Raw genomic sequence first — 19,660 nt, 5'->3', positions numbered from 1 at the left:
GCTCCTAAACCGGGCGGAAACCCGGTGGGCCATCCTCCGGGATGCCCTTTATAACCCCCAGGAGTGGGCCTCCGAGGCCGGGAGGACCTGGAGCGCGCCCTCGGTCCCGAGGGCTGGCTTGGGGAGTTTGGGCTACAATAGGAGATGGCCCCAGGGTGGGCGCGCGGTTGCGCCCGGGGGACCTGCCCCCCGGGTGAGGAAAGTCCGGGCACCATAGGGCGGGGTGCCAGCTAACGGCTGGGCGGGGTAACCCGACGGAAAGTGCCACAGAGAAGAGACCGCCAGCGGCCCCCCCCAAGGGGGGTGCGGGCAAGGGTGAAACGGTGGGGTAAGAGCCCACCGCCTGGCCTGGCAACAGGCTGGGGCACGGCAAACCCCACCCGGTGCAAGGCTCGGTAGGGAGGAAGGGCTTGCCCGGCCCGCTAGAACCTCCGGGATGAGCCGCTTGAGGCCACGGGCGACCGTGGTCCCAGAGAGATGACCGCGGAAACAGAACCCGGCTTACGGCCCACCCTGGGCCCGAAGGCCACGCCCTTTAGGGGCGTGGCCGCTCTTTTTGCCGGGGGTGTGGGAATAAGGTGGGGTGTAGGTGGGAGATAGTGGAAAACGGTGGGGAACGGTGTTATACTTTCTCCCAGAAAACCTTCCAGGGGCATGGCCCAAATCGGAGCCAGGGGGAGGCCCTAAACCAGGGAAGGTGGGAGAGGGTGGGAGATGCCCTTCGGGGAGTACCAGTACAGCCTGGACGATAAGGGACGGGTGGTCATCCCCGGCCCTTTTCGCGATTTCCTCGAGGACGGCCTGGTGCTCACCCGGGGCATGGAGGGCTGCCTCTACGTCTTCCCCTCCGACCGCTGGCGCAAGATTGAGGAGCAGCTGGTGGGCCTGCCCCTCACCGACGCGGAGGCCCGGGCCTTCGTCCGCTTCTTCTACTCCGGGGCCCACAAGACCCGGATGGACAACGCCTCCCGCATCCTCATCCCACCCCCCTTGCGCCAGTTCGCCGGGCTGAAGGAGGGCGGGGACGTGGTCATCGCCGGCGCCCCGGGCAGGTTGGAGATCTGGAGCTTGGAGCGGTGGTGGCAGGCCATAGAGGAGATTTTGAAACGCCCCCCGGCCCCAGAGGCCCTGCGGGGGCTCGTGGGATAGGGTATGGAGATTGTGAAACATATTCCCGTTCTGTACGAAGAGGCCCTGGACCTCCTGGCGGTGCGGCCGGGGGGCCTTTACGTGGACGCCACCCTGGGGGGCGCGGGGCACACCCGGGGCATCCTGGAGCGGGGCGGGCGGGTCATCGGCCTGGACCAGGACCCGGAGGCCATCGCCCGGGCCCCCAAGATCCCCGGCCTCACCGTAGTGGAAAGCAACTTCCGCCACCTGAAGAAGGTCTTGCAAGGCCTGGGGGTGGAACGGGTGGACGGCGTCCTGGCGGACCTGGGGGTGTCCAGCTTCCACCTGGAAGACCCCAAACGGGGCTTCAGCTACGCCAAAGAAGGCCCCCTGGACATGCGCATGGGGGGGGAAGGCCCCACGGCCAAGGAGGTGGTGAACCGGCTTTCCCTGGAGGAGCTTTACCGCATCCTCCGGGAGTATGGGGAGGAGCCGAGGGCCTACCGCATCGCCCAGGCCATCGTGGAAGCCCGGGCCAAGGCCCCCATTGAGACCACCACGGAGCTGGCGGAGATCGTGCGCAAGGCGGTGGGCTTCCGGCAGGCGGGCCACCCCGCCCGCAAGACCTTCCAGGCCCTCAGAATCTACGTGAACGACGAGCTTGGGGCCCTGGAGGACTTCCTGAAGCAGGCGGCGGAGGTCCTGGCCCCCGGGGGGCGGCTAGTGGTCATCAGCTTTCACTCCTTGGAAGACCGGGTGGTGAAGCGCTTCCTCCGGGAAAGCGGCCTCAGGGTCCTCACCAAAAAGCCCATCACCCCCAAGGCGGAAGAGGTGGCCCAAAACCCCAGGGCCCGGAGCGCCAAGCTCCGGGCCGCGGAGAAGGAGGCCCTGTGAGGACCGCCCTCCGCTTCGGCCTCCTCTACCTCCTGGCCCTCCTCCTCCTCTTCGCCTTCGGCCACCGCAACCAGATGGAACGGGCCCGCCTGGAGCGGCTGGAAAGGCGGATAGAAGCCCTGAAGGCGGAGGAGGCCAGGCTCCTCAAGGCCCGCTGGTCCCTAACCCCTCACCGGATCCTGGACTGGGCGGAAAGGAACGGCCTGGTGCCCATGAGCGAGGGGAGGTGGGGGCGGTGACCGCAGGGATCCAGCGGGTGCAGCTCGTCCTACTTGGGGCCTTCTTGTACCTGGTCCTCCTGGCCCTAGGGGTGCACGCCCTGGTGGCCCAAGCCCCAAGGCCCACCCCCGCCCCCAAGGCCCTGCCCGTGCCCCGGGGGGGGCTTTACGCCGCGGACGGGACCCCTCTGGTCCTCACCCTTAACGGGGAGCGGGTTTACCCCTTGGGGGAAAGCGCCGGCCAGCTTGTGGGGTTCGGGGAAAGGCAGAGCGGGCGGGGCCTCGAGGGCCTGGAGCGGGACCTGAACGGGGCCCTGGCCGCGGGGCGCTCCTTCACCCTCACCCTGGACCCCTGGGTCCAGGCCCTGGCGGAGCGGGCCCTCTGGAAGGGGTTCGCCAGAAGCCGGGCCGCCTTCGCCACCGCGGTGGTCCTGGACCCGGAGGGGCGGATCCTGGCGGTGGCCAACGCCCCCCGCTTCCACCCCGAGGCCCCGAGGAAGAACCCTGAGGAGGACCTTTCCTGGCGGAACCACGCCTTCCTGGTCCCCCTGGAGCCCGGCTCCACCATGAAGGCCCTCACCGCGGCCATGCTCCTGGAGGAGGGGGCGGCGGACCTAGGGACGCGGGTGGAGGCCCCCATGGCCCAGGAGGTGGAGGGCTGGACCATCCGGGACGTGGTGCCCCACCCCCCCGTCCTCACCCTGGAGGAGGTGCTCAAGTACTCCTCCAACGTGGGCATCAGCCGCCTGGCGGAAGGTCTACCCAAAACCACCTTCTTCACCTATATGGAAAAGCTCCATCTCACCGACCCCAAGCCCCTCCCCGGCCTCCGGGTGGCCGCCCCCCTCTACCAGGAACCGGAGACCTGGAGCCGGGCGGCCTACGCCAACCACACCTTTGGCCAAGGGTTTTTGGTGACCCCTTTGCACCTGGCCGCGGCCTTCAACGCCCTGGTGGACGGGCGCTACCGCCCCCCCGTGCTCTTCCAGGGGCAGGAGAGGCCCCCGGAGCGGGTCTTCTCCCAGGAGACCGCAAGGGCCATCCGAAGCGCCTTGGTGCGGGGCCTCGCCCCCCGGGCCCACCTCCCAGGCTACCCCCTCGCGGGCAAGACGGGCACGGCCCAGGTGGTGGTGGAGGGGCGCTACTCCCGGGAGGTCTTCACCGCTTGGTTTGCGGGCTTCGTGTCCGGGGACCGGCCCCTTTTCACCGTGGTGGTGGCCGTACACCACCCCAAGGGGGAGGTCCACGGGAGCCAAGTGGCGGCCCCCATCTTCCGGGAGCTGGCCGCGGGGCTCTTGGCCTACCGGGGGGTTCCCCCTATGCTGGAGGGCGGTGAGTAGAGGGTGGAAGGCTACGTGAGAGAACTTTCCCCGGAGTGGGTGGCCGAGAAAACGGGAGGTCGGCTCCACCCCGGCGGGGGGCCCATCAGGGATCTCCACTGGGACAGTCGGGAAGTGACGCCAGGAAGCCTCTTCGTGGCCCTTCCGGGGAAGAGGACCCACGGCCGGGCCTTTACCCCCGAGGCCCGGGTCCGGGGGGCCAGCCTGGTGCTCTCGGACTACCCCGGAGAAGCCACGGTGGAGGTGGAAGACCCTTACCAGGCCCTCCTCCGCCTGGGAAGCGCCCTAAGGGGGCTCTTCCCTGGAAGGGTCCTGGCGGTGGGGGGAAGCTCGGGGAAGACCACCACCAAGGAGGCCCTGGCCCAGGGGCTCGCCCTCCCTGCCCCCCCCGGCAACCAGAACACCGCCCCGCCCCTGGCCCGCTTCTTCCTCCGCCTAGACCCCAAGGCCCGGGGGGCGGTGGTGGAGCTCGGGGTGGACCGGGTGGGGGAGATGGCGGAGCTCATGGGCCTGGCCCGGCCCCACCTCTCGGTCCTCACCGCCCTGGGCGAGGAGCACCTCGAGGCCTTCGGCTCCCTGGAAGGGGCCATCCGGGAGGAGCTTGGCCTCCTGGAGGCGGAAGAAGCCCTGGTGAGCGAGCTCGCCCTCCCCTACCTCCCAAGGCCCTACCCCACCTACGGCTTCCGGGAAGGGGCCTTCCGGGGGGAAGGCCTGGAGCTTGGCCCGGAGGAAAGCGCCTTCCGCTACCGGGGGCTTCGGGTGCGCGTCCCCTACCCGGGCCTAGGGCCCGCCTACGGGGCCCTGGCCGCCATGGCGGTGGCCGAGGTCCTGGGGGAGGAGCTGGAGGGGGTGGCCGAGCGGCTTTCCGCCCTCCGCCTTCCCCCGGGGCGGATGGAGCGGAAGGAGGTGGGGGGCGTGGTCTTCCTCAACGACGCCTACAACGCCAACCCCCTTTCCGTGAGGGCGGGGCTACGGTGGCTTGCCGCCCAGCCCGGGCGGAAATGGGCCGTCCTGGGGGAGATGCGGGAGCTTGGGGGGGAGAGCGAGCGCCTGCACCTGGAGGTGGCGGAGGAGGCGGCGAGGCTTGGCCTAAAGCCCCTCTACCTGGGGACCTTCGCCAAGGCCCAGGCCGCCTTTGGGGGCGAGGCGGCGGAGAGCCTGGAGGAGGCCCTGGCCTGGCTCAAGGCCCGGGTGGCCCCGGGGGATCTGGTCTACCTCAAGGCCTCGAGGGCCGTGGGCCTGGAAAGGATCTTGGAGCTATGGGACGCTTAGCCTTGCTCCTCTTCCTCGCCGCCTGCGCCCCCCTCACGGCCCAGGCCCTCCTCCCCTACCCCGGGGGGTTCGCGGAAGGGGGGCTGGTGGGAGGGCGGTTCCAGGTGGTCCTGCCGGGGGCCCCCCTCTTCCTGGACGCGGACGAGAAGGCCCTTTACGCCGCCTACCCCTACGAGCTCCTCCGCTACGACGGCCTGGCCCTGGAAAGCCAGCCCCTCCCCGGGGTGCCCACCTTCCTAAGGGCCCGCCCCGGGCTCGTCGTGGGGCTTGGGAAGGCGGTCTACACGGAAAAGGCCCTCCTCCCCTACCCCGCAAAGGACGCGGCCCTGTTGGAGGAAGGCCTTTTCTGGGTGGGGGAAGGGAGGCTTTACCGGGAGGGGGTGCGCCTCCAGGAAGGGGACTTCCGCCGGGTGGTGGCCTGGGAAGGCCGGGTGGTGGCCCTGGGAAAGGAGGCCCTCTTCCACCCCGAAGGCCGAAGGGTGCCCCTCCCGGCCCCCGCGGAGGAGGCGGCGGCCACGGCCTGCGGGGTGGCCTTCCTGGCGGGGGGACGGCTTTATCTCATGCGAGAAACCGGGGCTAAACTCTGGGCGGAAGGCGCAAGGATGGCCGCCCTTGGGGAGCGGGTCTACCTCACCCCGGGGCCCAGGGTGCTGGACTGCCGGGAGGTGATATGGCCCTAGCCCTCCTCCTTTCCTGGCTCCTCACCGGGTTCTGGATCGCGGGGATGAAGGCCCTGGGCCTAGGCAAGCGGGTGCGCCGGGACGGGCCCCAAACCCACCTCAAGAAGGAGGGCACCCCCAGCATGGGCGGGGTGGCCTTCCTGCTGGCGGGCTTCCTGGCCTACCTCCTCCTCGGGGGGGATGCCTATGGGGGGCTTTGGCTCCTCGGCCTTGGGTTTGGGCTCCTCGGGCTTCTGGACGACCTCTCGGGGAGCTTCGGCAGGCCCCTTAAGGCTAGGGAGAAGCTTGCGGCCCAGGTCCTGATGGGCCTGGTCTTCGCCCTATGGGCCGTGCGCCAGGTGGCCTACACCCCCTGGCCCATCCTGGATGTCCTCCTCATCCTGCTGGCGGTGGTGGGGGCGGCCAACGCCTTCAACTTCACCGACGGGGTGGACGGCCTCCTGGCCTCCGTGGCCGCCATCCTCCTCCTCCCCTTCTACCCCTACCCCTTGGCCCAGGCCCTCCTGGGCGGGGTTTTGGGCTTCCTCTGGCACAACGCCCCCCCGGCCAAGGTCTTCATGGGGGACGTGGGGAGCCAGGCCCTGGGGGCCATGGTGGCGGGGCTTTTCGTCCTCACGGGAAAGCTCTGGCTCTTGCCCTTAGCGGCCATCGTACCCGTGTTGGAGGTGCTTTCCGTGGTGGTGCAGGTCCTCTACTTCCGGCGCACGGGGAAGAGGCTCCTTAGGATGAGCCCCCTTCACCACCACTTTGAGCTTGTGGGCTGGGGCGAGGCCAAGGTGGTCTTCCGCTTCGCCCTCCTCACCGCCCTGGCCACCGCCTTGGCCTTCGGGGGGGTGGTGGGGTGATCCTGGTCTACGGGCTTGGCCGGAGCGGGCTTGGGGTCTTGCGCTTCCTGAAGGCGCGGGGCCTTCCCGCCCGCTTCCACGACGACCGGCCCAAGGAAGAGGAGGTGGCGGAGGCCCTGGCCCTGGGCTTCCAGGAGGACCCGGACCCCCAGGGCTACCCCCTGGTGGTGGCCGCCCCCGGGGTGCCCCTCGCCCACCCCAGGCTTTCGGCCCTAAGGGAAGGGGGGGCCGAGGTGATCGGGGAGGCGGAGCTCGCCTACCGCATGAGCCAAACCCCCATCATCGGCATCACGGGCACCGCGGGGAAGACCAGCACCACCCTTTTCACCGCCCACCTCCTGAGGGGGCAGGGCCTGGGGGCCCTAGAGGGGGGGAACGTGGATCCGCCCCTGGTGAGCGTGGTGGACGAAGCGGAGGTGGCGGTGGCCGAGCTTTCCAGCTTCCAGCTGGAGCGGGTGGTGCGCTTCCGGCCCCGGGTGGCCGTCCTCTTGAACCTGGGGGTGGACCACCTGGACCGGCACGGGAGCCTTCAGGCCTACCACGGGGCCAAGCTCAACCTCCTGAAAAACCTCACCCCCGAAGACGCCCTGGTCTACAACGAGATGGACCCCAAGGTGCGGGAAGCGGCCCTAACGAGCCCCGCCCGCCTCTACCCCTTTGCTCCCGGGGAAACCGCGAGGGAGACCAACCTCAGAGCGGCCCTCGAGGCCACCCGGGCCTACCTGGAGCTCCTGGGCCGGAGTCTGGACGAAGGGGCCCTAAGGCGGAGCCTGGAAACCCTCCCCGAGCCCGCCCATCGCTTCCAGACCTTCGCCCGCAAAGGGAAGGTGGTCTTCATCGACGACTCCATCGCCACCCGCACCCCCTCCGTGGCCGCGGCCCTTGGGGCGGCCCCCCCGCCCATCGCCTGGATCCTTGGGGGGGAGGACAAGGGGGCGGACCTGGAGCCCCTAAGGCCCCTCCTCCCCCGGGTGCGGGTGGTCCTGGCCATCGGCCGGGACGGGCCCCGCCTGGCCCGGGCCCTAGGGGGGGTGGAGGTGGTGGAGATCCCCGAAAAGGACGGCAGGGCGGCCATGCGGCGGGCGGTGGCGGAGGCCCTGAAGCGGCTGGAGGAGGGAAGCGTTCTCCTCGCCCCCCTGGCGGCCAGCTTTGACCAGTTCCGGGACTACCGGGACCGGGCCCAGGCCTTCCGGGAGGCGGTCTTGGAGATGGGAGGTGAGCCGTGGACCCCATCCTCCTCCTGACCGGCCTCCTCCTCCTGGCCTTTGGCCTTTTGGGGGTGGGGGTGGCCGAACCCGGCCTCCTTTCGGGGCACCTCCTAAGGGTGGGCCTGGCCCTCCTGGTCCTGCTGGCGGGAAGCCTGATTCCCCCCAGGCTCCTCCTTAAAGGGGCGTTTGGCCTCCTCCTTTCCACCCTGGCCCTCCTCGCCCTGGTCCTCCTCCTCGGGGATGGCCCGGGAGGGGTGCGGCGGTGGTTTTACCTGGGGTCTTTCGGCTTCCAGCCCTCGGAGCTGGCCAAGGTGGCGGTGGTGGCCTACCTGGCCTCCTTCGTGAAGCGCAAGGGGAACGACTACCCCATCGTGGGGCCGGTCCTCCTGGTGGGCTCCACGGTGGGGCTCATCCTGGTGGAGCCGGACTTCTCCACCGCCCTTTTCCTGGCCACCCTGGCCACCCTCCTCCTGATCCTGGCCGGGGTGCCCTGGCGGCGGCTCATCGCCATCGGCCTGGCGGGCTCTTTGGTGGTGGCCCCCTTCGCCGGGGCCTACCTCAGCCGCTTCCAGTACGTTTCCGAGCGCTTCGGGGGGTTCTTGGCCTACCTCAAGGGGGAGGCCAGCCCCAAGGAAACGGCCTACCAGGTGCTCCAGGCCCAGAAGGCCATCCTCCTGGCGGGGCCCTTGGGCCAGGGGCCCGGGGGGAACCTCCCCCACCTCCCCGAAGCCCACAACGACATGGTCTTCGCCAGCGTGGTCTTCGCCATGGGGTGGCTGGGGGGGGCCATGGTCCTCTTCCTGTACCTCCTCCTTTTCCTGCGGGGGCTTTCCGTGGCCCTAAAGCTCCCCGGGGGGGAGGGGGTCTTGGCCATGGGGCTCACCCTGTACCTCACCCTGCAGGCGGCCCTCAACATCGGGGTCACCCTGGGCTTTCTGCCCGTGACCGGGATGCCCCTGCCCCTCATCTCCTACGGGGGAAGCTCCCTGCTCGTTTCGGGGCTCGCCCTGGGGCTTCTCCTCTCCCTGGAGCGGGAGGGCCGGAAAGGGGGGAAGGCATGGCCCGCTTCCTCCTGACCGGGGGGGGAACGGGGGGGCATTTCTTCCCCGCCCTGGCGGTGGCCGAGGCCCTAAGGAAGAGGGGGCACGAGGTCTTCTACCTGGGGGCCGAGGGGGGCCTCGAGGCCACCCTCCTCCCCCAAAGCGGCCTCCCCCACGCCCTCATCCCAGCGGGGAAGCTGGACCGGAGCGCCTTCCGGCCGGGGGAGTTCTGGAAGCTCAGGGAGGGGCTCAGGAGGGCCCGGAGGGTGCTAGAGGAGGTGGGCCCCAAGGCCATCCTCTCCACCGGGGGGTACGCGGGCTTTCCCGGGGGCTGGGTGGGGGCGGGGATGGGGATCCCCCTCCTCCTCCACGAGCAAAACGCCAAGCTGGGCCTGGCGGCGCGGGCCCTGGCCTTAAGGGCCCGGGGCCTGGCCCTGAGCCTCCCCACCCCCCTCCCCCCCTTCCTGGAAAAGAAGGCGCGGGTGGTGGGCTACCCGGTGCGGGAGGTGCGCTACCCCCAAGGGGAGGCCAAGCGCAGGCTCGGCTTCCCCGAGGATAAGCCCCTCCTCCTGGTCCTCGGGGGGAGCCAGGGGAGCCTCGAGCTCAACGAGAAGCTCCCGCCCCTCCTGAAACCCTTGGGCCTCCCCGTCCTCCACCAGGTGGGGCCCCGCTGGGCGGAGCGCTACCAGGCACTGGAGGAGGAGCACTACCGGGTCCAGGGCTTCGTGGACGTTCCCCTCGCCATGAGCGCCGCGGACCTCCTCCTAGCCCGGGCCGGGGCGGGAACCCTGGCGGAGGCCGCCTTCCACCGCCTCCCCGCCCTCCTCTTCCCCTTAGACCCTAAGCTGGACGGGGGGGCCCAGCGGGCCAACGCCCTGGCCTACGCCCGATCCGGGGGGATGGCCCTAGGGGAGTTCGGGCGGCTTGGGGCGCAGGTGATGGAGATGCTGGAAGGCAAAGAGCAGTACCAAAAGGCCCTTTCGGCCCTCTCGCCCGAGGGCGCAGCCGGGCGGCTTGCGGACTGGCTGGAGGCGCTATGAGGAAGTTCCACATCATGGGGATTGAGGGCGTGGGCATGAGCGCCCTGGCAAGGCTCCTCCTGGCCGAGGGCCACGGGGTCACGGGGTGCGACCTGGCCCCCGGGGCCAAGGCCAGGGCCCTGGGGGTCCCCGTGCACCGGGGGCACAGCCCCGAGCACCTGGGGGACGAGGACACCCTGGTGGTCCCCACCCCCATCCCCCTGGACCACCCCGAGGTGGAGGGGGCCAGGGCCCGGGGGCTTAAGGTCTTGAGGCGCATGGAGCTCCTAAAGGACCTCCTTGGGGAAAAGCCCTCCTTGGGGGTCACGGGCACCCACGGCAAGACCACCACCACGGGGATGCTGGCCAGCATCCTCCTCGCCGCGGGGCTGGACCCCTGGGTCCTCCTGGGAGGGGAGTTAAGCCTCCTTCCCGGAAACGCCCGCTACGGAAGGGGCCCCCGCCTGGCGGAGGTGGACGAGTCCGACCCCCTCTTCCGGGAAGTGGCGGTGGGGGTGGCGGTGGTAACCAACCTCGAGGCCGACCACGTGGCCCCCCAAGGGGTGATGGCCCCCAACTACCACCCGAGCTTCGCCGCGCTGAAAGAGGCCATGCGGGGCTTTCTGGAACGGGCGGGGGTGGTCGTCCTCCCCGCGGAGGACCCCCTCCTCCTGGGGCTTTCCCAGGGGCTTCCCCGGAGGCTTTTCGGCCGGGGCGGGGCCCTTTGGGCGGAAGGGGTGGAGCGCTTACCCTTGGGAAGCCGCTTCCACCTGGTCTACGAGGGAGAGGACCTGGGGCCGGTGGAGCTCAAGGTCCCCGGGGCCCACAACGTCCAAAACGCCCTGGCCGCGGGCCTCGCCGCCCTGAGCTTCGGGGTGGGGCCGGAGGCCATCCGGGAAGGCCTTTCCCGCTTCCCCGGGGTGGGGCGGCGCTTCCAGCGCCTGGGGGAGGTGCGGGGGGCCTTGGTGGTGGACGACTACGCCCACCACCCCACGGAGGTGCGGGCCACCCTCGAGGCCGCCCGGGGCCTGGGAAGGAGGGTCCGGGTCCTCTTCCAGCCCCACCGCATCCTGCGCACGGAGGAGCTCTGGGAGGCCTTCGCCGAGGCCCTAACCCTGGCGGACGAAGTGGTGGTCCTCCCCGTCTACACCGCCGGGGAGAGGGGGGACGCGGAAGGGCTGGCCCGGCGGATTGCGGAGAGGCTATCCGCCCTGGGGAGGGAGGCCCGCTTCCTGGGGAAGGAGGAGGCCCTGGCCTACGCCCGCGCGCACCTGGGCCCGGAAGACCTCTGGCTTACCATGGGGGCAGGGGACGTGAACCGCCTGGGGGAGAGGCTGGTCCATGAGGGTTGAGCGCGTGCTCCTAAAGGACTACACCACCCTAGGGGTGGGGGGCCCGGCGGAGCTTTGGACCGTGGAGACCCCGGAGGACCTCAAAAAAGCCACGGAAGCCCCCTACCGGGTCCTGGGCAACGGCTCCAACCTCCTGGTGATGGACGAGGGGGTGGAGGAACGGGTGATCCGCCTTTCGGGGGTCTTCGCGGAATGGGACCTGAAGGGGTGGGTGGGGGCGGGGGCCCTCCTCCCCCTTCTGGTGCAGGAGGCCGCCCGCCAGGGGCTTTCGGGGCTGGAGGGCCTTCTCGGCATCCCCGCCCAGGTGGGGGGGGCGGTGAAGATGAACGCGGGCACCCGCTTCGGGGAGATGGCGGACGCCCTGGAGGCGGTGGAGATCTTCCACGGGGGGCGCTTCCAGATCTACGAGCCCCAGGAGCTCGGCTTCGGCTACCGCAAAAGCCACCTGCCCCCGGGGGGGATCGTCACCCGGGTGCGGCTTAGGCTGAAGGAACGGCCCCAGGAGGAGATAAGGCGGCGCATGGCCGAGGTGGACGCGGCCAGGAAGGGCCAGCCCAAGAAGAAAAGCGCGGGCTGCGCCTTCAAAAACCCCCCCGGGCAGTCCGCGGGCCGCCTCATCGACCAGCGGGGGCTGAAGGGCCTTAGGGTGGGGGACGCCATGGTCTCCCTGGAGCACGGGAACTTCATCGTGAACCTAGGGGGGGCCAAGGCCCAGGACATCCTAGCCCTGGTCCGGGCCATCCAGGAGGAGCTCCCCCTGGAGCTGGAATGGGAGGTGTGGCCGTGAGGTGGGTCCTTCTGGGCCTTCTCCTCGCCACCTTGTACGTGGGGAGCCTGGCCCTTTTCCCCGTGGAGGAGGTGCGGGTGGAGGGGCTAAGGCACCTTAGGGAGGAAGAGGTGCTTAAAGCCCTCGAGCTCGCCCCCGGGGACCCTTGGCTTTGGGTCCTGCCCGGGCGGGTGGAGGCCCTTGGACAAAACCCCTGGGTGGCCGAGGCCCGTCTGGAAAAGCCCCGGGTGGGGGCGGTGCGGGTGGTGGTGCGGGAGCGGAAGCCCTTCCTTCCCCTGGAGGACGGCCAGGCCCTCTCCGAGGACGGGGTCCTCCTCCCCGGAGGGGCCCCCCACGCCCACGGGCCCCGGGTGGTGGGCCGGGGGCCCCTTCCCAAGGAGGCCCTCCTGGCCCTGGCCCGGGCCTACCCCGAGGCCCGCCGCCTCCGCTACACCCCCGCGGGGTTCTGGGTGGAGCTTCCCGAGGCTGTCCTTTTTGCCCCAAGCGCAGAACTTCTGCTAAAGTATGCCCAAGCGCCCAGGCCTAAGGGCCAGGTTTTCCTGTATTCTTGGGGGGTGAGCCAGCGCCCATGATCATCGCCGGATTGGACGTAGGGACCAGCAAAGTGACCACCGTCATCGGGGAACTCGCCCCCGATGGGGTTTTGGACATCATCGGCGAGAGCACCGTCCCCTCCCAGGGGCTCAAGCGGGGGGTGGTGGTCAACCTGGAACGGACCACCGAGGCCATCCGGCAAAGCCTTTTCCAGGCGGAAAGGGTGGCGGGCATCAAGGTGGAGCGGGTGGTGGTGGGGGTGGGCGGCCCCCACCTGAAAGGGGTCACCAGCCACGGCCTGGCGGCCATCCGCCGGGGGCACACCATCGCCGAAGCGGACGTGGAGCGGGCCATTGAGCAGGCCAAGGCCTACCCCCTGGACGGGGAGATGGAGCTCCTCCACGCCCTGCCCCTGGAGTACCGGGTGGACGGGCAGGAGGGGATCCGCGACCCCGTGGGCATGGCGGGGGTGCGCCTCGAGGTGGACGTGCACCTGGTGGCCGCAGGGCGCGGCCCCCTGGCCAACCTGCGCCGGGCGGTGGAGGGGGCAGGGCTGGAGGTGGAGGCCTTCGTGGTCCAGGCCCTGGCCAGCGGCCTGGGGGTCCTCCTCCCCGAGGAGGAGAACATGACCGTCCTCCTCCTGGACATCGGGGGCGGCACCACGGACGTGGCGGTGTTCAAAAACGGCCGCCTGGCCCATACCGCCGTCCTGCCCCTTGGGGGGGAGCACGTGACGAACGACATCGCCCAGCTCCTCAAAATCCCCTTTGAGGAGGCCGAAAGGGTGAAGCGGAAGTACGGGGCCGCCCTCCCCGAGCTCGCCGACCCGGAGCTGGTCCTGGAGATCAACCAGGAAGGGGGCACCCTGGGAGAGGTGCCCGCTCCCGAGCTGGCCCGCATCATCCGCCCCCGCCTGCGGGAGATCCTCCACCTGGCCCGCCAGAGCGTGGACGAGGCCCTGGGACCCCTGGAGATCCGGGTGAACCGGGTGGTCCTCACCGGGGGGAGCACCCTCATGCGGGGGGTGGACCTCCTGGCCCGCCAGCAGTACAACCTGCCGGTGCGGATCGGCAAGCCCCAAGGGGTTTCCGGCCTCACGGACGTGGTGGCCTCCCCGGCCCACGCGGCCGCGGTGGGGCTGGTGCGCTACGGGGCCACCCTGCCCGTGCGCACCCCGGAAAGGAGGGTGACCAAGAGGAGCGAAGAGGGGCCGAAGGGGCAGGGATTTCTGGCTAAGATTAAAGATTTTTTAAGCAATCTATTCTAGGGGGAGGGTATGGAAGGAGCACGGATCAAGGTCATCGGCCTGGGGGGTGCGGGGAACAACGCGGTGAACCGCATGATCGAGGCGGGGCTTTCGGGGGTGGAGTTCATCGCCGCCAACACCGACGCCCAGGTCCTGGCGAAGAGCCTGGCGGACGTGCGCATCCAGCTGGGGGAGCGGCTCACCCGGGGCCTGGGGGCGGGGGCCAACCCGGAGGTGGGGGAGAAGGCGGCGTTGGAAACGGAAGACCTCATCGCCGAGGCCCTGGAGGGGGCGGACCTGGTCTTCATCACCGCGGGGATGGGGGGCGGCACGGGCACGGGAAGCGCCCCCGTGGTGGCGGAGATCGCCAAGCGGCAGGGGGCCCTGGCGGTGGCCGTGGTCACCCGCCCCTTTAGCTTTGAAGGTCCGAAGCGCATGCGGGCCGCGGAGGAGGGCATCAAGCGCCTGAGGGAGCGGGTGGACGCCATGGTGGTGGTCCAGAACGACCGCCTCCTCTCCGCGGTGGACAAGAAGATGACCCTGAAAGACGCCTTCCTCATCGCCGACCGGGTCCTCTACCACGGGGTGAAGGGGATCACGGACGTCATCAACCTCCCCGGCCTCATCAACGTGGACTTCGCCGACGTGAAGGCCCTCCTGGAGGGGGCGGGCCAGGTCCTCATGGGCATTGGGGCGGGCCGGGGGGAGGCGCGGGTGGAGGAGGCCGCCCGCTCCGCCACCCAAAGCCCCCTCCTGGAGCGCTCCATAGAGGGGGCAAGGCGGCTTCTCCTCAACGTGGTGGGCTCGGAGGACCTCTCCCTCATGGAGGCCGCGGAGGTGGTGGAGAGGATCCGCGAGGCCACCGGCCACGAGGAGGTGGACATCCTCTACGGGGTCACCTACGACGAACGGGCCCAGGACGAGCTCCGGGTGATCCTCATCGCCGCGGGGTTCGGGGAGAGCACCGTGGTGCCCCGGCCCGCCCGCCCCATTGACCTCGGCATGGGCCACGTGGACCCCTACAACTACGAGATCCCCGCCTTCCTGCGCTACGGGGACGGGGACTACCCTCCAAAGCGCGGGAACTAGCAGGATGGTGGTCCTAGGGGTGGACCCCGGCATCACCCACCTGGGCCTAGGGGTGATCCGGGTGGAGGGGGGGCGGGGGGCCCTCAAGGCCTTCCTCCTCCACGGGGAGGTGGTGGAGACCTCCAGCAAGGAAGGGGCCGCAAACCGGGTGGGCCGGATCTACGAAAGGGTGCGGGCGGCCCTCGAGGCCCACGCCCCCGAGGCCCTGGCGGTGGAGGAGCAGTACTTCTACCGGCAGAACGAGCTGGCCTACAAGGTGGGCTGGGCCCTGGGGGCGGTGCTGGTGGCGGCCCACCAGAGGGGGGTGCCGGTCTTCGCCTACGGCCCCATGCAGGTGAAGCAGGCCCTGGTGGGGCACGGCCACGCCCCCAAGGAGGCCGTGGCCTTGGCGGTGCGGGGGGCGCTGGGCCTTAAGGAGGCCCCCAAGCCGAGCCACCTGGCGGACGCCCTGGCCATCGCCCTGACCCACGCCTTTTACGCCCGGCTCTCCGCGGCCAAGCCCCTGTAGCCAAAACCCCTAACGCCCACCCATACTGGGCCTATGCGGAGGTTTCTCGCCCTCCTTCTGGGCCTGGGGTTGGGCCTGGCCCAGGTCTACCGGGCCCTCCCCGGGGCGGAGACCGGCTGGGGCCCTCTAGACCGAAGCTACGCCCTGGTGTACGAGGCGGAGGCCCCCAAGGCGGTGCTCCTCTTCGTGCCGGGCCTCCTCGGGGGGAGCACCAACTTCGCCCTCCTGGCGGAAAGGCTCCGGGCCCTTGCCCCCTGGGCGGAGGTCTGGGCCTGGGAACGGCGGGCCAACGGCCTCGAGGACCGCCGGGGCTTCCGCCGGGAAGACCCCCTGGCCTACTACGAAACCCTGGCGGAGCCCGACCTCAGCCCCTTGCGGGCCTTTGGCCTCCGGGTGCACCTAGAGGACCTGGACCGGGCGGTGGAGGAGGCAGGGAGGCGGGGGCCGGTGGTCCTTTTGGGCCACTCCCTGGGGGCGGCCCTGGCCGCCCTGTACGCCCTCCAGCACGGGGAAAAGCTAAAGGGCCTCGTCCTTCTGGACGGCACCCTAAACCCCCCAACCCTCACCAGGGAGGCCCTGGAACGGGGGACGAGGACCCCCTTCGGTGCCCTGCCCGGGCTTTCCGACCTCCTCGCGGGCAGGGCCGACCCCGTTTTCCGGCTGCCCTTCCTGGGGCCAAAGGCCCTGGCCCTGGCGGAGGCGGAGGCCTTTTTGGCCGCCCAAAGGCCGGAGGAAGCGGTGCCCCTCGGCCCCCACCGGGCCACCCGGGAGGCCCGGGCCCTCCTTCGGGTGGACGACGACTATAGCCTCTTCCCCCTTTTCGCGGTGAGCGCGGGCCGGGCCTGGGCCCGGGAAGGGTTTAGCCTCCTCGGGCTCCTCCAGGGGCGGCTGGTGCGCACCGTGCGGGGGCCCAGGGGCGGGGCGGTCCGCTGGCAGGACACCGGGGAGGCCACCGACCCCCGGGCCTTCCTGCGGGCCTTTGCCCGGGAAGAGACCGGCTTTTCCGAGTGGTACTTCCCCTTGCGCCTCCTCCTGGAGCTGGGGGGCTACCCCCACGTGCTGCCGGGGCTTGGGCCCCGGCCCCTCCCCTACCCCATCCTGGGCCTGGGGGCGGGCCGGGGGCTTTTGCCCCGGGAAGAGGGGTTCCGCCTGGACGAGCTCTTCCCCAGGACCCCCGTCCGGGCCGAGATCCTCCCCGGCCTCACCCACCTGGACCTCCTCACGGAGCGGGAGGGCCGGACCGCCAGGGCCATCCTGGCCTACCTGAAGGAGCTGGGCCTGCCCTAAAGCGGGGGGCTTAGCCGAGCCAGCCCTTGCGGGCGGCGTAGCGGAGGAGCTCGCCCCGGCTTTTCAGGCCCAGCTTCTCCATGCCCCGCTCCCGGTAGGTGGCCACGGTCTTTTCGGAAATCCCCAGGCGTTCGGCCACCTCCTTGTGGGAAAGGCCCTGGGCCAAAAGGCGGAGGACCTCCTCCTCCCGGGGGGAGAGGGGGGCCTCCTCCCCCTCCTTCTGGACCAGCTCCACCGCCAGGCGCATGGCCAGGGCGGGGTTGAGGTAGCGCCCCCCCCGGGCCACGGTGAGGAGGGCATCCAGAAGCTCGTGGTCCACCGCCCCCTTGCTCACGTACCCCTGCCCCCCCGCCTGGAGGAAGCCCCGCACGTACTCCAGGTCCTCGTGCATGGAAAGGGCGAGAAGCCTGAGGTGGGGGAAACGGGCCCTTAGGCGCTGGGCCAGCTCTATCCCGTTCATGTCCGGCAGGGCAACGTCCAGGATGGCCACGTCGGCCTCCAGGCCCTCCAGAAGGCCCAGGGCCTCGAGGCCGCTCCCCGCCTCCCCCACCACCCTCACCCCCCGGGCCTCCAGGAGGTGCTTAAGCCCCGTGCGCACCAGGGCGTGGTCCTCCACCAGCACCACCCGGATCACGCCTTCACCTCCAGGGGCAGGCGGATCTGGATCCAGGTGCCCCGGCCGGGGGCGCTTTCCAGCAGGAACCGGCCCCCCACCAGCTCCACCCGCTCCCGCATGCCCAAAAGCCCCTGCCGGCCCGCCTCCACCGCCTCGGGCACGAAGCCCCGGCCCCCATCCTCCACGAAGACCCGCACCTCCCCCTCCGCCTCCAAAACCCCCACCGCCGCCCAGGGGCTCTCCGCGTGCCGGGCCACGTTGGTCAGGGCCTCCTGGACCACCCGGTAGATGACGGTCTCCCACTCCCGGGGCAGGGGGTGGAGGAGGTGGAAGGAAAGGTCCACCCGGATCCCCGTGCGCTCGGAAAACTCCCGCACGTAGCGCTCCAGGGCCGCCTTGAGGCCCAGGTGGTCCAGGACGCTTGGCCTTAGGTCCCAGGCCAGGCGGCGCACCTCGGCCAGGGTGCGCCGGACCAGCTCCTTTAGGGGCTCGGACCCGGGAAGGCTTTCCAACCCCAGAAGGAGGCCGGTGAGGGCCTGGCCGATCTCGTCGTGGAGCTCCCGGGCCAGCCGCCCCCGCTCCTCCTCCTGGGCGGCCAGCCAGGCGCTCATGAGCCGGGCCCGCTGGCGCTCCTTTTCCTCCAGGAGGCCGTAGAGCCGGGCGTTTTCCAGAGCCGAGGCCAGGGGCAGGGAAAGGGCCCCCAGAAACTCCCTCAGCCAGGCCTCCTCCACCTGGGGGGCGCCGTGGAGGACCAGGGCCCCCCTGGGCGGCACCGGCACCGCCACCCCCCCGGGGGCCACCACCACCTGGCCCCGGCGGAGGGCCTCCTCGGCCAGGGGGCCCACCGCCCCCAGGGGGCAGAGGCGCTGGCAGGCCCGGCAGTGGACCACCCGGCCCTCCACCCAGAGGTCCCCGCACAAAAAGCCCAGCTCCCGCGTGAGGAGGGAAAGGACCCGCTCGGCCAGCTCCTCCAGCCTTAGGGCGTGGGCCTCGGCCAGGAGGCGGTTTAGGAGGAGGAGCTGGCGCCTTTGCTGGGCCACCGCCTGGCCCATCTCGTTCAGGGCCCGGCCCAAAAGCCCAAGCTCGTTCTTGGGCTCGGGGAAGACCGGGGCCTCCCCCTGGCCCACCCGGGCCACCCGTTCGGTCATGGCCCTCAGAGGCTCCAGGTGCCTGAGAAGGAGGAAGTACCCGAGCCCGCCCCCCAGGCCCACGGCCCAGAGAAGACCGAAAAGCCCTGTGCGCGCCACCTGGCCCACCTCCGCCCAGAGAGGGGCCTGGTAGAACCCCAGGCGGAGCCGACCGATCTGCCCCCCAAAGATCTCCGCCTCGGTCTGGTAGACGGTCTGGCCCTCTAGGCTCAGCGTCCTCTCCCCCCCCAGGGCCCGAAGGGCCTCGGGCACCCCCCCCTCCAGGGTGTGCACCAGGACCCAGCCCTCCGGGTCCAGCACGTAGGCGTAGGCCAGGTCTGGATCGCGGGCCTGGGCGGCGCGGAGCCGCTCCCAGGCGGAAAAGCGGTCCCCCAGGAGGAGGTCGTCCGCAAGGAGGGCGGCCAGGTCTTGGGCCGCGCCTCGAGCCCGCTGCCAAAGGGCCTTCTCCCCCTCCGCCCAAAGGAAGGTGGCCCCGCCCAGGATGAGCACCCCCCCTGTGACCAGGGCCGAGAGGAGCAGGGTGGCGAAGAGCTGGTGGACGAGCCCCCACCTCACGGCAACACCTCCTCCGCCCGGCGGTACACCCGCACGTAGTCCCAAGCCTCTGCGGGCCGGAACCCCTTAAGGCCCAGCGTCCGCAAAACCCGCTGCCCCTCCGGGGTGCCGGCGTAGGCGAGAAGACCCTTTAAGAGGCGGTCTTTAAGGCCAGGGTCCAGCCCCTTGCGGGCCACGATGGGGGGCGGGGGGTCGGTGGGCCCCCGCCAAACCACCCGCAGCCCAGAGAGGCCCAGGGTTTCATACACCACCCGGTCCACCGCCGCCCCCTCCGCCAGGCCTTGGAGCACGGCCAAGAGGGCCCGGTCGTGGTGGTAAGCGAAGAAGGCCTGGGCGAAGAACCCCTCCCCGAGACCCCGGGCGGCCAGCTTAGGCCAGGCGTGGCCGGTGTTGGAAAGGGGGTCGGTGAAGGCAAAGGGGAGGCCCTTCAGATCCGCCAGGGTGCGGTAAGGGGAGGAGGCCCGCACCACCACCAGGCTCTGGTAGGGCACGAACGTCTCCCCGGCCAGGAGCACCTCCAAAACCCCCTCCTCCGCCCCGAGCCCCGCGGCCAGGGTGCAGAGGAAGCCCAGATGGGCCCGGCCTTGGCGCAGGGCCTCGAGGACCTCCCCATAAGTGCGGCGGCCGAAGACCTCCACCCGCACCCCGAGCCACTCCCCCAGGCCCTGGAAGAGGGCCCGGTAGGGTTTGGCCTCCTTGGGGGAGCGCATCCCCGCCACCACCACCCGGACCGTCCCCGTGGGGGCCTCGGGGGCGTAGGGCGGGGCCAGCGCCACCTCCGGCGGGCGGGCGCAGGCCGCAAGAAGAAGCGCCAAGACCCCAAGCCCCCGCATCAACCCCAGCCTAGAAGAGGCTAAGGGGTATAAATGTCCTCGCCCCTGTCCGCCTTCTCCCGGACAAGCCCGTCCAAAG

General features: G+C 70.8%; 20 protein-coding genes and 1 other RNA gene. 18 read left to right on the top strand and 3 right to left on the bottom strand.

Features of this window, described 5'->3' with window-relative positions:
* The first annotated feature begins 151 nt into the window (after positions 1 to 151).
* From rnpB to B043_RS0111240, 18 genes are all read left to right on the top strand, one after another.
* An RNA gene (gene rnpB / locus B043_RS12530) (RNase P RNA component class A) lies at positions 152 to 520 on the top strand.
* Between the two features lie 194 nt (positions 521 to 714).
* Positions 715 to 1,149, top strand: a complete 435-nt coding sequence (gene mraZ / locus B043_RS0111320; protein ID WP_016329353.1) for a division/cell wall cluster transcriptional repressor MraZ — start codon at positions 715 to 717, stop codon at positions 1,147 to 1,149.
* Between the two features lie 3 nt (positions 1,150 to 1,152).
* Complete coding sequence (rsmH, locus tag B043_RS0111315; RefSeq protein ID WP_016329354.1) at positions 1,153 to 2,004, top strand: 16S rRNA (cytosine(1402)-N(4))-methyltransferase RsmH; 852 nt, start codon at positions 1,153 to 1,155, stop codon at positions 2,002 to 2,004.
* Positions 2,001 to 2,243 carry a hypothetical protein gene (locus tag B043_RS0111310; RefSeq protein WP_018462085.1) on the top strand — a complete coding sequence of 81 codons (243 nt, stop codon included), beginning with the start codon at positions 2,001 to 2,003 and terminating at the stop codon, positions 2,241 to 2,243. The genes rsmH and B043_RS0111310 overlap by 4 nt, the downstream gene beginning before the upstream one ends.
* On the top strand, positions 2,240 to 3,562 hold the full coding sequence (locus B043_RS0111305; RefSeq protein ID WP_026234254.1) for a peptidoglycan D,D-transpeptidase FtsI family protein: 1,323 nt from the start codon (positions 2,240 to 2,242) through the stop codon (positions 3,560 to 3,562). Before B043_RS0111310 ends, B043_RS0111305 begins: the two co-directional genes overlap by 4 nt.
* Before the next feature lie 3 nt (positions 3,563 to 3,565).
* Positions 3,566 to 4,834, top strand: coding sequence for a UDP-N-acetylmuramoyl-tripeptide--D-alanyl-D-alanine ligase (locus tag B043_RS0111300; protein WP_018462083.1), 1,269 nt, complete (start codon positions 3,566 to 3,568; stop codon positions 4,832 to 4,834).
* Positions 4,822 to 5,514, top strand: coding sequence for a hypothetical protein (locus B043_RS0111295; RefSeq protein ID WP_018462082.1), 693 nt, complete (start codon positions 4,822 to 4,824; stop codon positions 5,512 to 5,514). The genes B043_RS0111300 and B043_RS0111295 overlap by 13 nt, the downstream gene beginning before the upstream one ends.
* Complete coding sequence (locus B043_RS0111290) at positions 5,505 to 6,359, top strand: phospho-N-acetylmuramoyl-pentapeptide-transferase (RefSeq protein WP_018462081.1); 855 nt, start codon at positions 5,505 to 5,507, stop codon at positions 6,357 to 6,359. The genes B043_RS0111295 and B043_RS0111290 overlap by 10 nt, the downstream gene beginning before the upstream one ends.
* Positions 6,356 to 7,603 carry a Mur ligase family protein gene (locus B043_RS0111285; RefSeq protein WP_018462080.1) on the top strand — a complete coding sequence of 416 codons (1,248 nt, stop codon included), beginning with the start codon at positions 6,356 to 6,358 and terminating at the stop codon, positions 7,601 to 7,603. The genes B043_RS0111290 and B043_RS0111285 overlap by 4 nt, the downstream gene beginning before the upstream one ends.
* The gene (locus B043_RS0111280) at positions 7,582 to 8,643 is read left to right on the top strand and encodes an FtsW/RodA/SpoVE family cell cycle protein (protein ID WP_018462079.1); all 1,062 of its coding nucleotides are present in this window, start codon (positions 7,582 to 7,584) and stop codon (positions 8,641 to 8,643) included. Before B043_RS0111285 ends, B043_RS0111280 begins: the two co-directional genes overlap by 22 nt.
* A complete protein-coding gene (locus tag B043_RS0111275) occupies positions 8,625 to 9,647 on the top strand; it encodes a UDP-N-acetylglucosamine--N-acetylmuramyl-(pentapeptide) pyrophosphoryl-undecaprenol N-acetylglucosamine transferase (protein ID WP_018462078.1) in 1,023 nt (340 codons plus the stop codon). Before B043_RS0111280 ends, B043_RS0111275 begins: the two co-directional genes overlap by 19 nt.
* Complete coding sequence (murC, locus tag B043_RS0111270) at positions 9,644 to 10,978, top strand: UDP-N-acetylmuramate--L-alanine ligase (RefSeq protein ID WP_018462077.1); 1,335 nt, start codon at positions 9,644 to 9,646, stop codon at positions 10,976 to 10,978. Before B043_RS0111275 ends, murC begins: the two co-directional genes overlap by 4 nt.
* Positions 10,968 to 11,765 (top strand): UDP-N-acetylmuramate dehydrogenase, encoded by a 798-nt coding sequence (locus tag B043_RS0111265; RefSeq protein ID WP_026234253.1) that lies wholly within the window; start codon positions 10,968 to 10,970, stop codon positions 11,763 to 11,765. Before murC ends, B043_RS0111265 begins: the two co-directional genes overlap by 11 nt.
* Positions 11,747 to 12,337, top strand: a complete 591-nt coding sequence (locus B043_RS0111260) for an FtsQ-type POTRA domain-containing protein (RefSeq protein WP_026234252.1) — start codon at positions 11,747 to 11,749, stop codon at positions 12,335 to 12,337. Before B043_RS0111265 ends, B043_RS0111260 begins: the two co-directional genes overlap by 19 nt.
* Positions 12,334 to 13,566: a cell division protein FtsA gene (ftsA, locus tag B043_RS0111255; RefSeq protein WP_018462074.1), complete on the top strand. Its 1,233-nt coding sequence runs from the start codon at positions 12,334 to 12,336 to the stop codon at positions 13,564 to 13,566. The genes B043_RS0111260 and ftsA overlap by 4 nt, the downstream gene beginning before the upstream one ends.
* A gap of 9 nt (positions 13,567 to 13,575) precedes the next feature.
* Positions 13,576 to 14,634, top strand: a complete 1,059-nt coding sequence (gene ftsZ / locus B043_RS0111250; protein ID WP_018462073.1) for a cell division protein FtsZ — start codon at positions 13,576 to 13,578, stop codon at positions 14,632 to 14,634.
* 4 nt (positions 14,635 to 14,638) lie between these two features.
* Positions 14,639 to 15,142, top strand: coding sequence for a crossover junction endodeoxyribonuclease RuvC (locus tag B043_RS0111245; protein WP_018462072.1), 504 nt, complete (start codon positions 14,639 to 14,641; stop codon positions 15,140 to 15,142).
* A 33-nt stretch (positions 15,143 to 15,175) separates the two neighbouring features.
* Positions 15,176 to 16,429, top strand: coding sequence for an alpha/beta fold hydrolase (locus B043_RS0111240; RefSeq protein WP_018462071.1), 1,254 nt, complete (start codon positions 15,176 to 15,178; stop codon positions 16,427 to 16,429).
* Positions 16,430 to 16,439: 10 nt separating this feature from the next.
* On the opposite strand, the gene B043_RS13410 is transcribed toward B043_RS0111240, so the two are convergent.
* Genes B043_RS13410 through B043_RS0111225 form a run of 3 tightly spaced genes read right to left on the bottom strand, consistent with a single transcriptional unit; the run spans position 16,440 to position 19,581 of the window.
* Positions 16,440 to 17,063, bottom strand: a complete 624-nt coding sequence (locus tag B043_RS13410) for a response regulator (RefSeq protein WP_018462070.1) — start codon at positions 17,061 to 17,063, stop codon at positions 16,440 to 16,442.
* Complete coding sequence (locus B043_RS13405; RefSeq protein ID WP_018462069.1) at positions 17,060 to 18,748, bottom strand: HAMP domain-containing sensor histidine kinase; 1,689 nt, start codon at positions 18,746 to 18,748, stop codon at positions 17,060 to 17,062. The genes B043_RS13410 and B043_RS13405 overlap by 4 nt, the downstream gene beginning before the upstream one ends.
* Positions 18,745 to 19,581, bottom strand: a complete 837-nt coding sequence (locus tag B043_RS0111225) for a PhnD/SsuA/transferrin family substrate-binding protein (protein ID WP_018462068.1) — start codon at positions 19,579 to 19,581, stop codon at positions 18,745 to 18,747. The genes B043_RS13405 and B043_RS0111225 overlap by 4 nt, the downstream gene beginning before the upstream one ends.
* Between the last annotated feature and the right edge of the window lie 79 nt (positions 19,582 to 19,660).

Origin of the sequence: Thermus oshimai DSM 12092, from assembly GCF_000373145.1 — a bacterium.
Lineage (GTDB): Bacteria > Deinococcota > Deinococci > Deinococcales > Thermaceae > Thermus > Thermus oshimai.
Note: the sequence above shows the minus strand (reverse complement) of the source record. Positions and strands in the feature narration are given on the sequence as shown.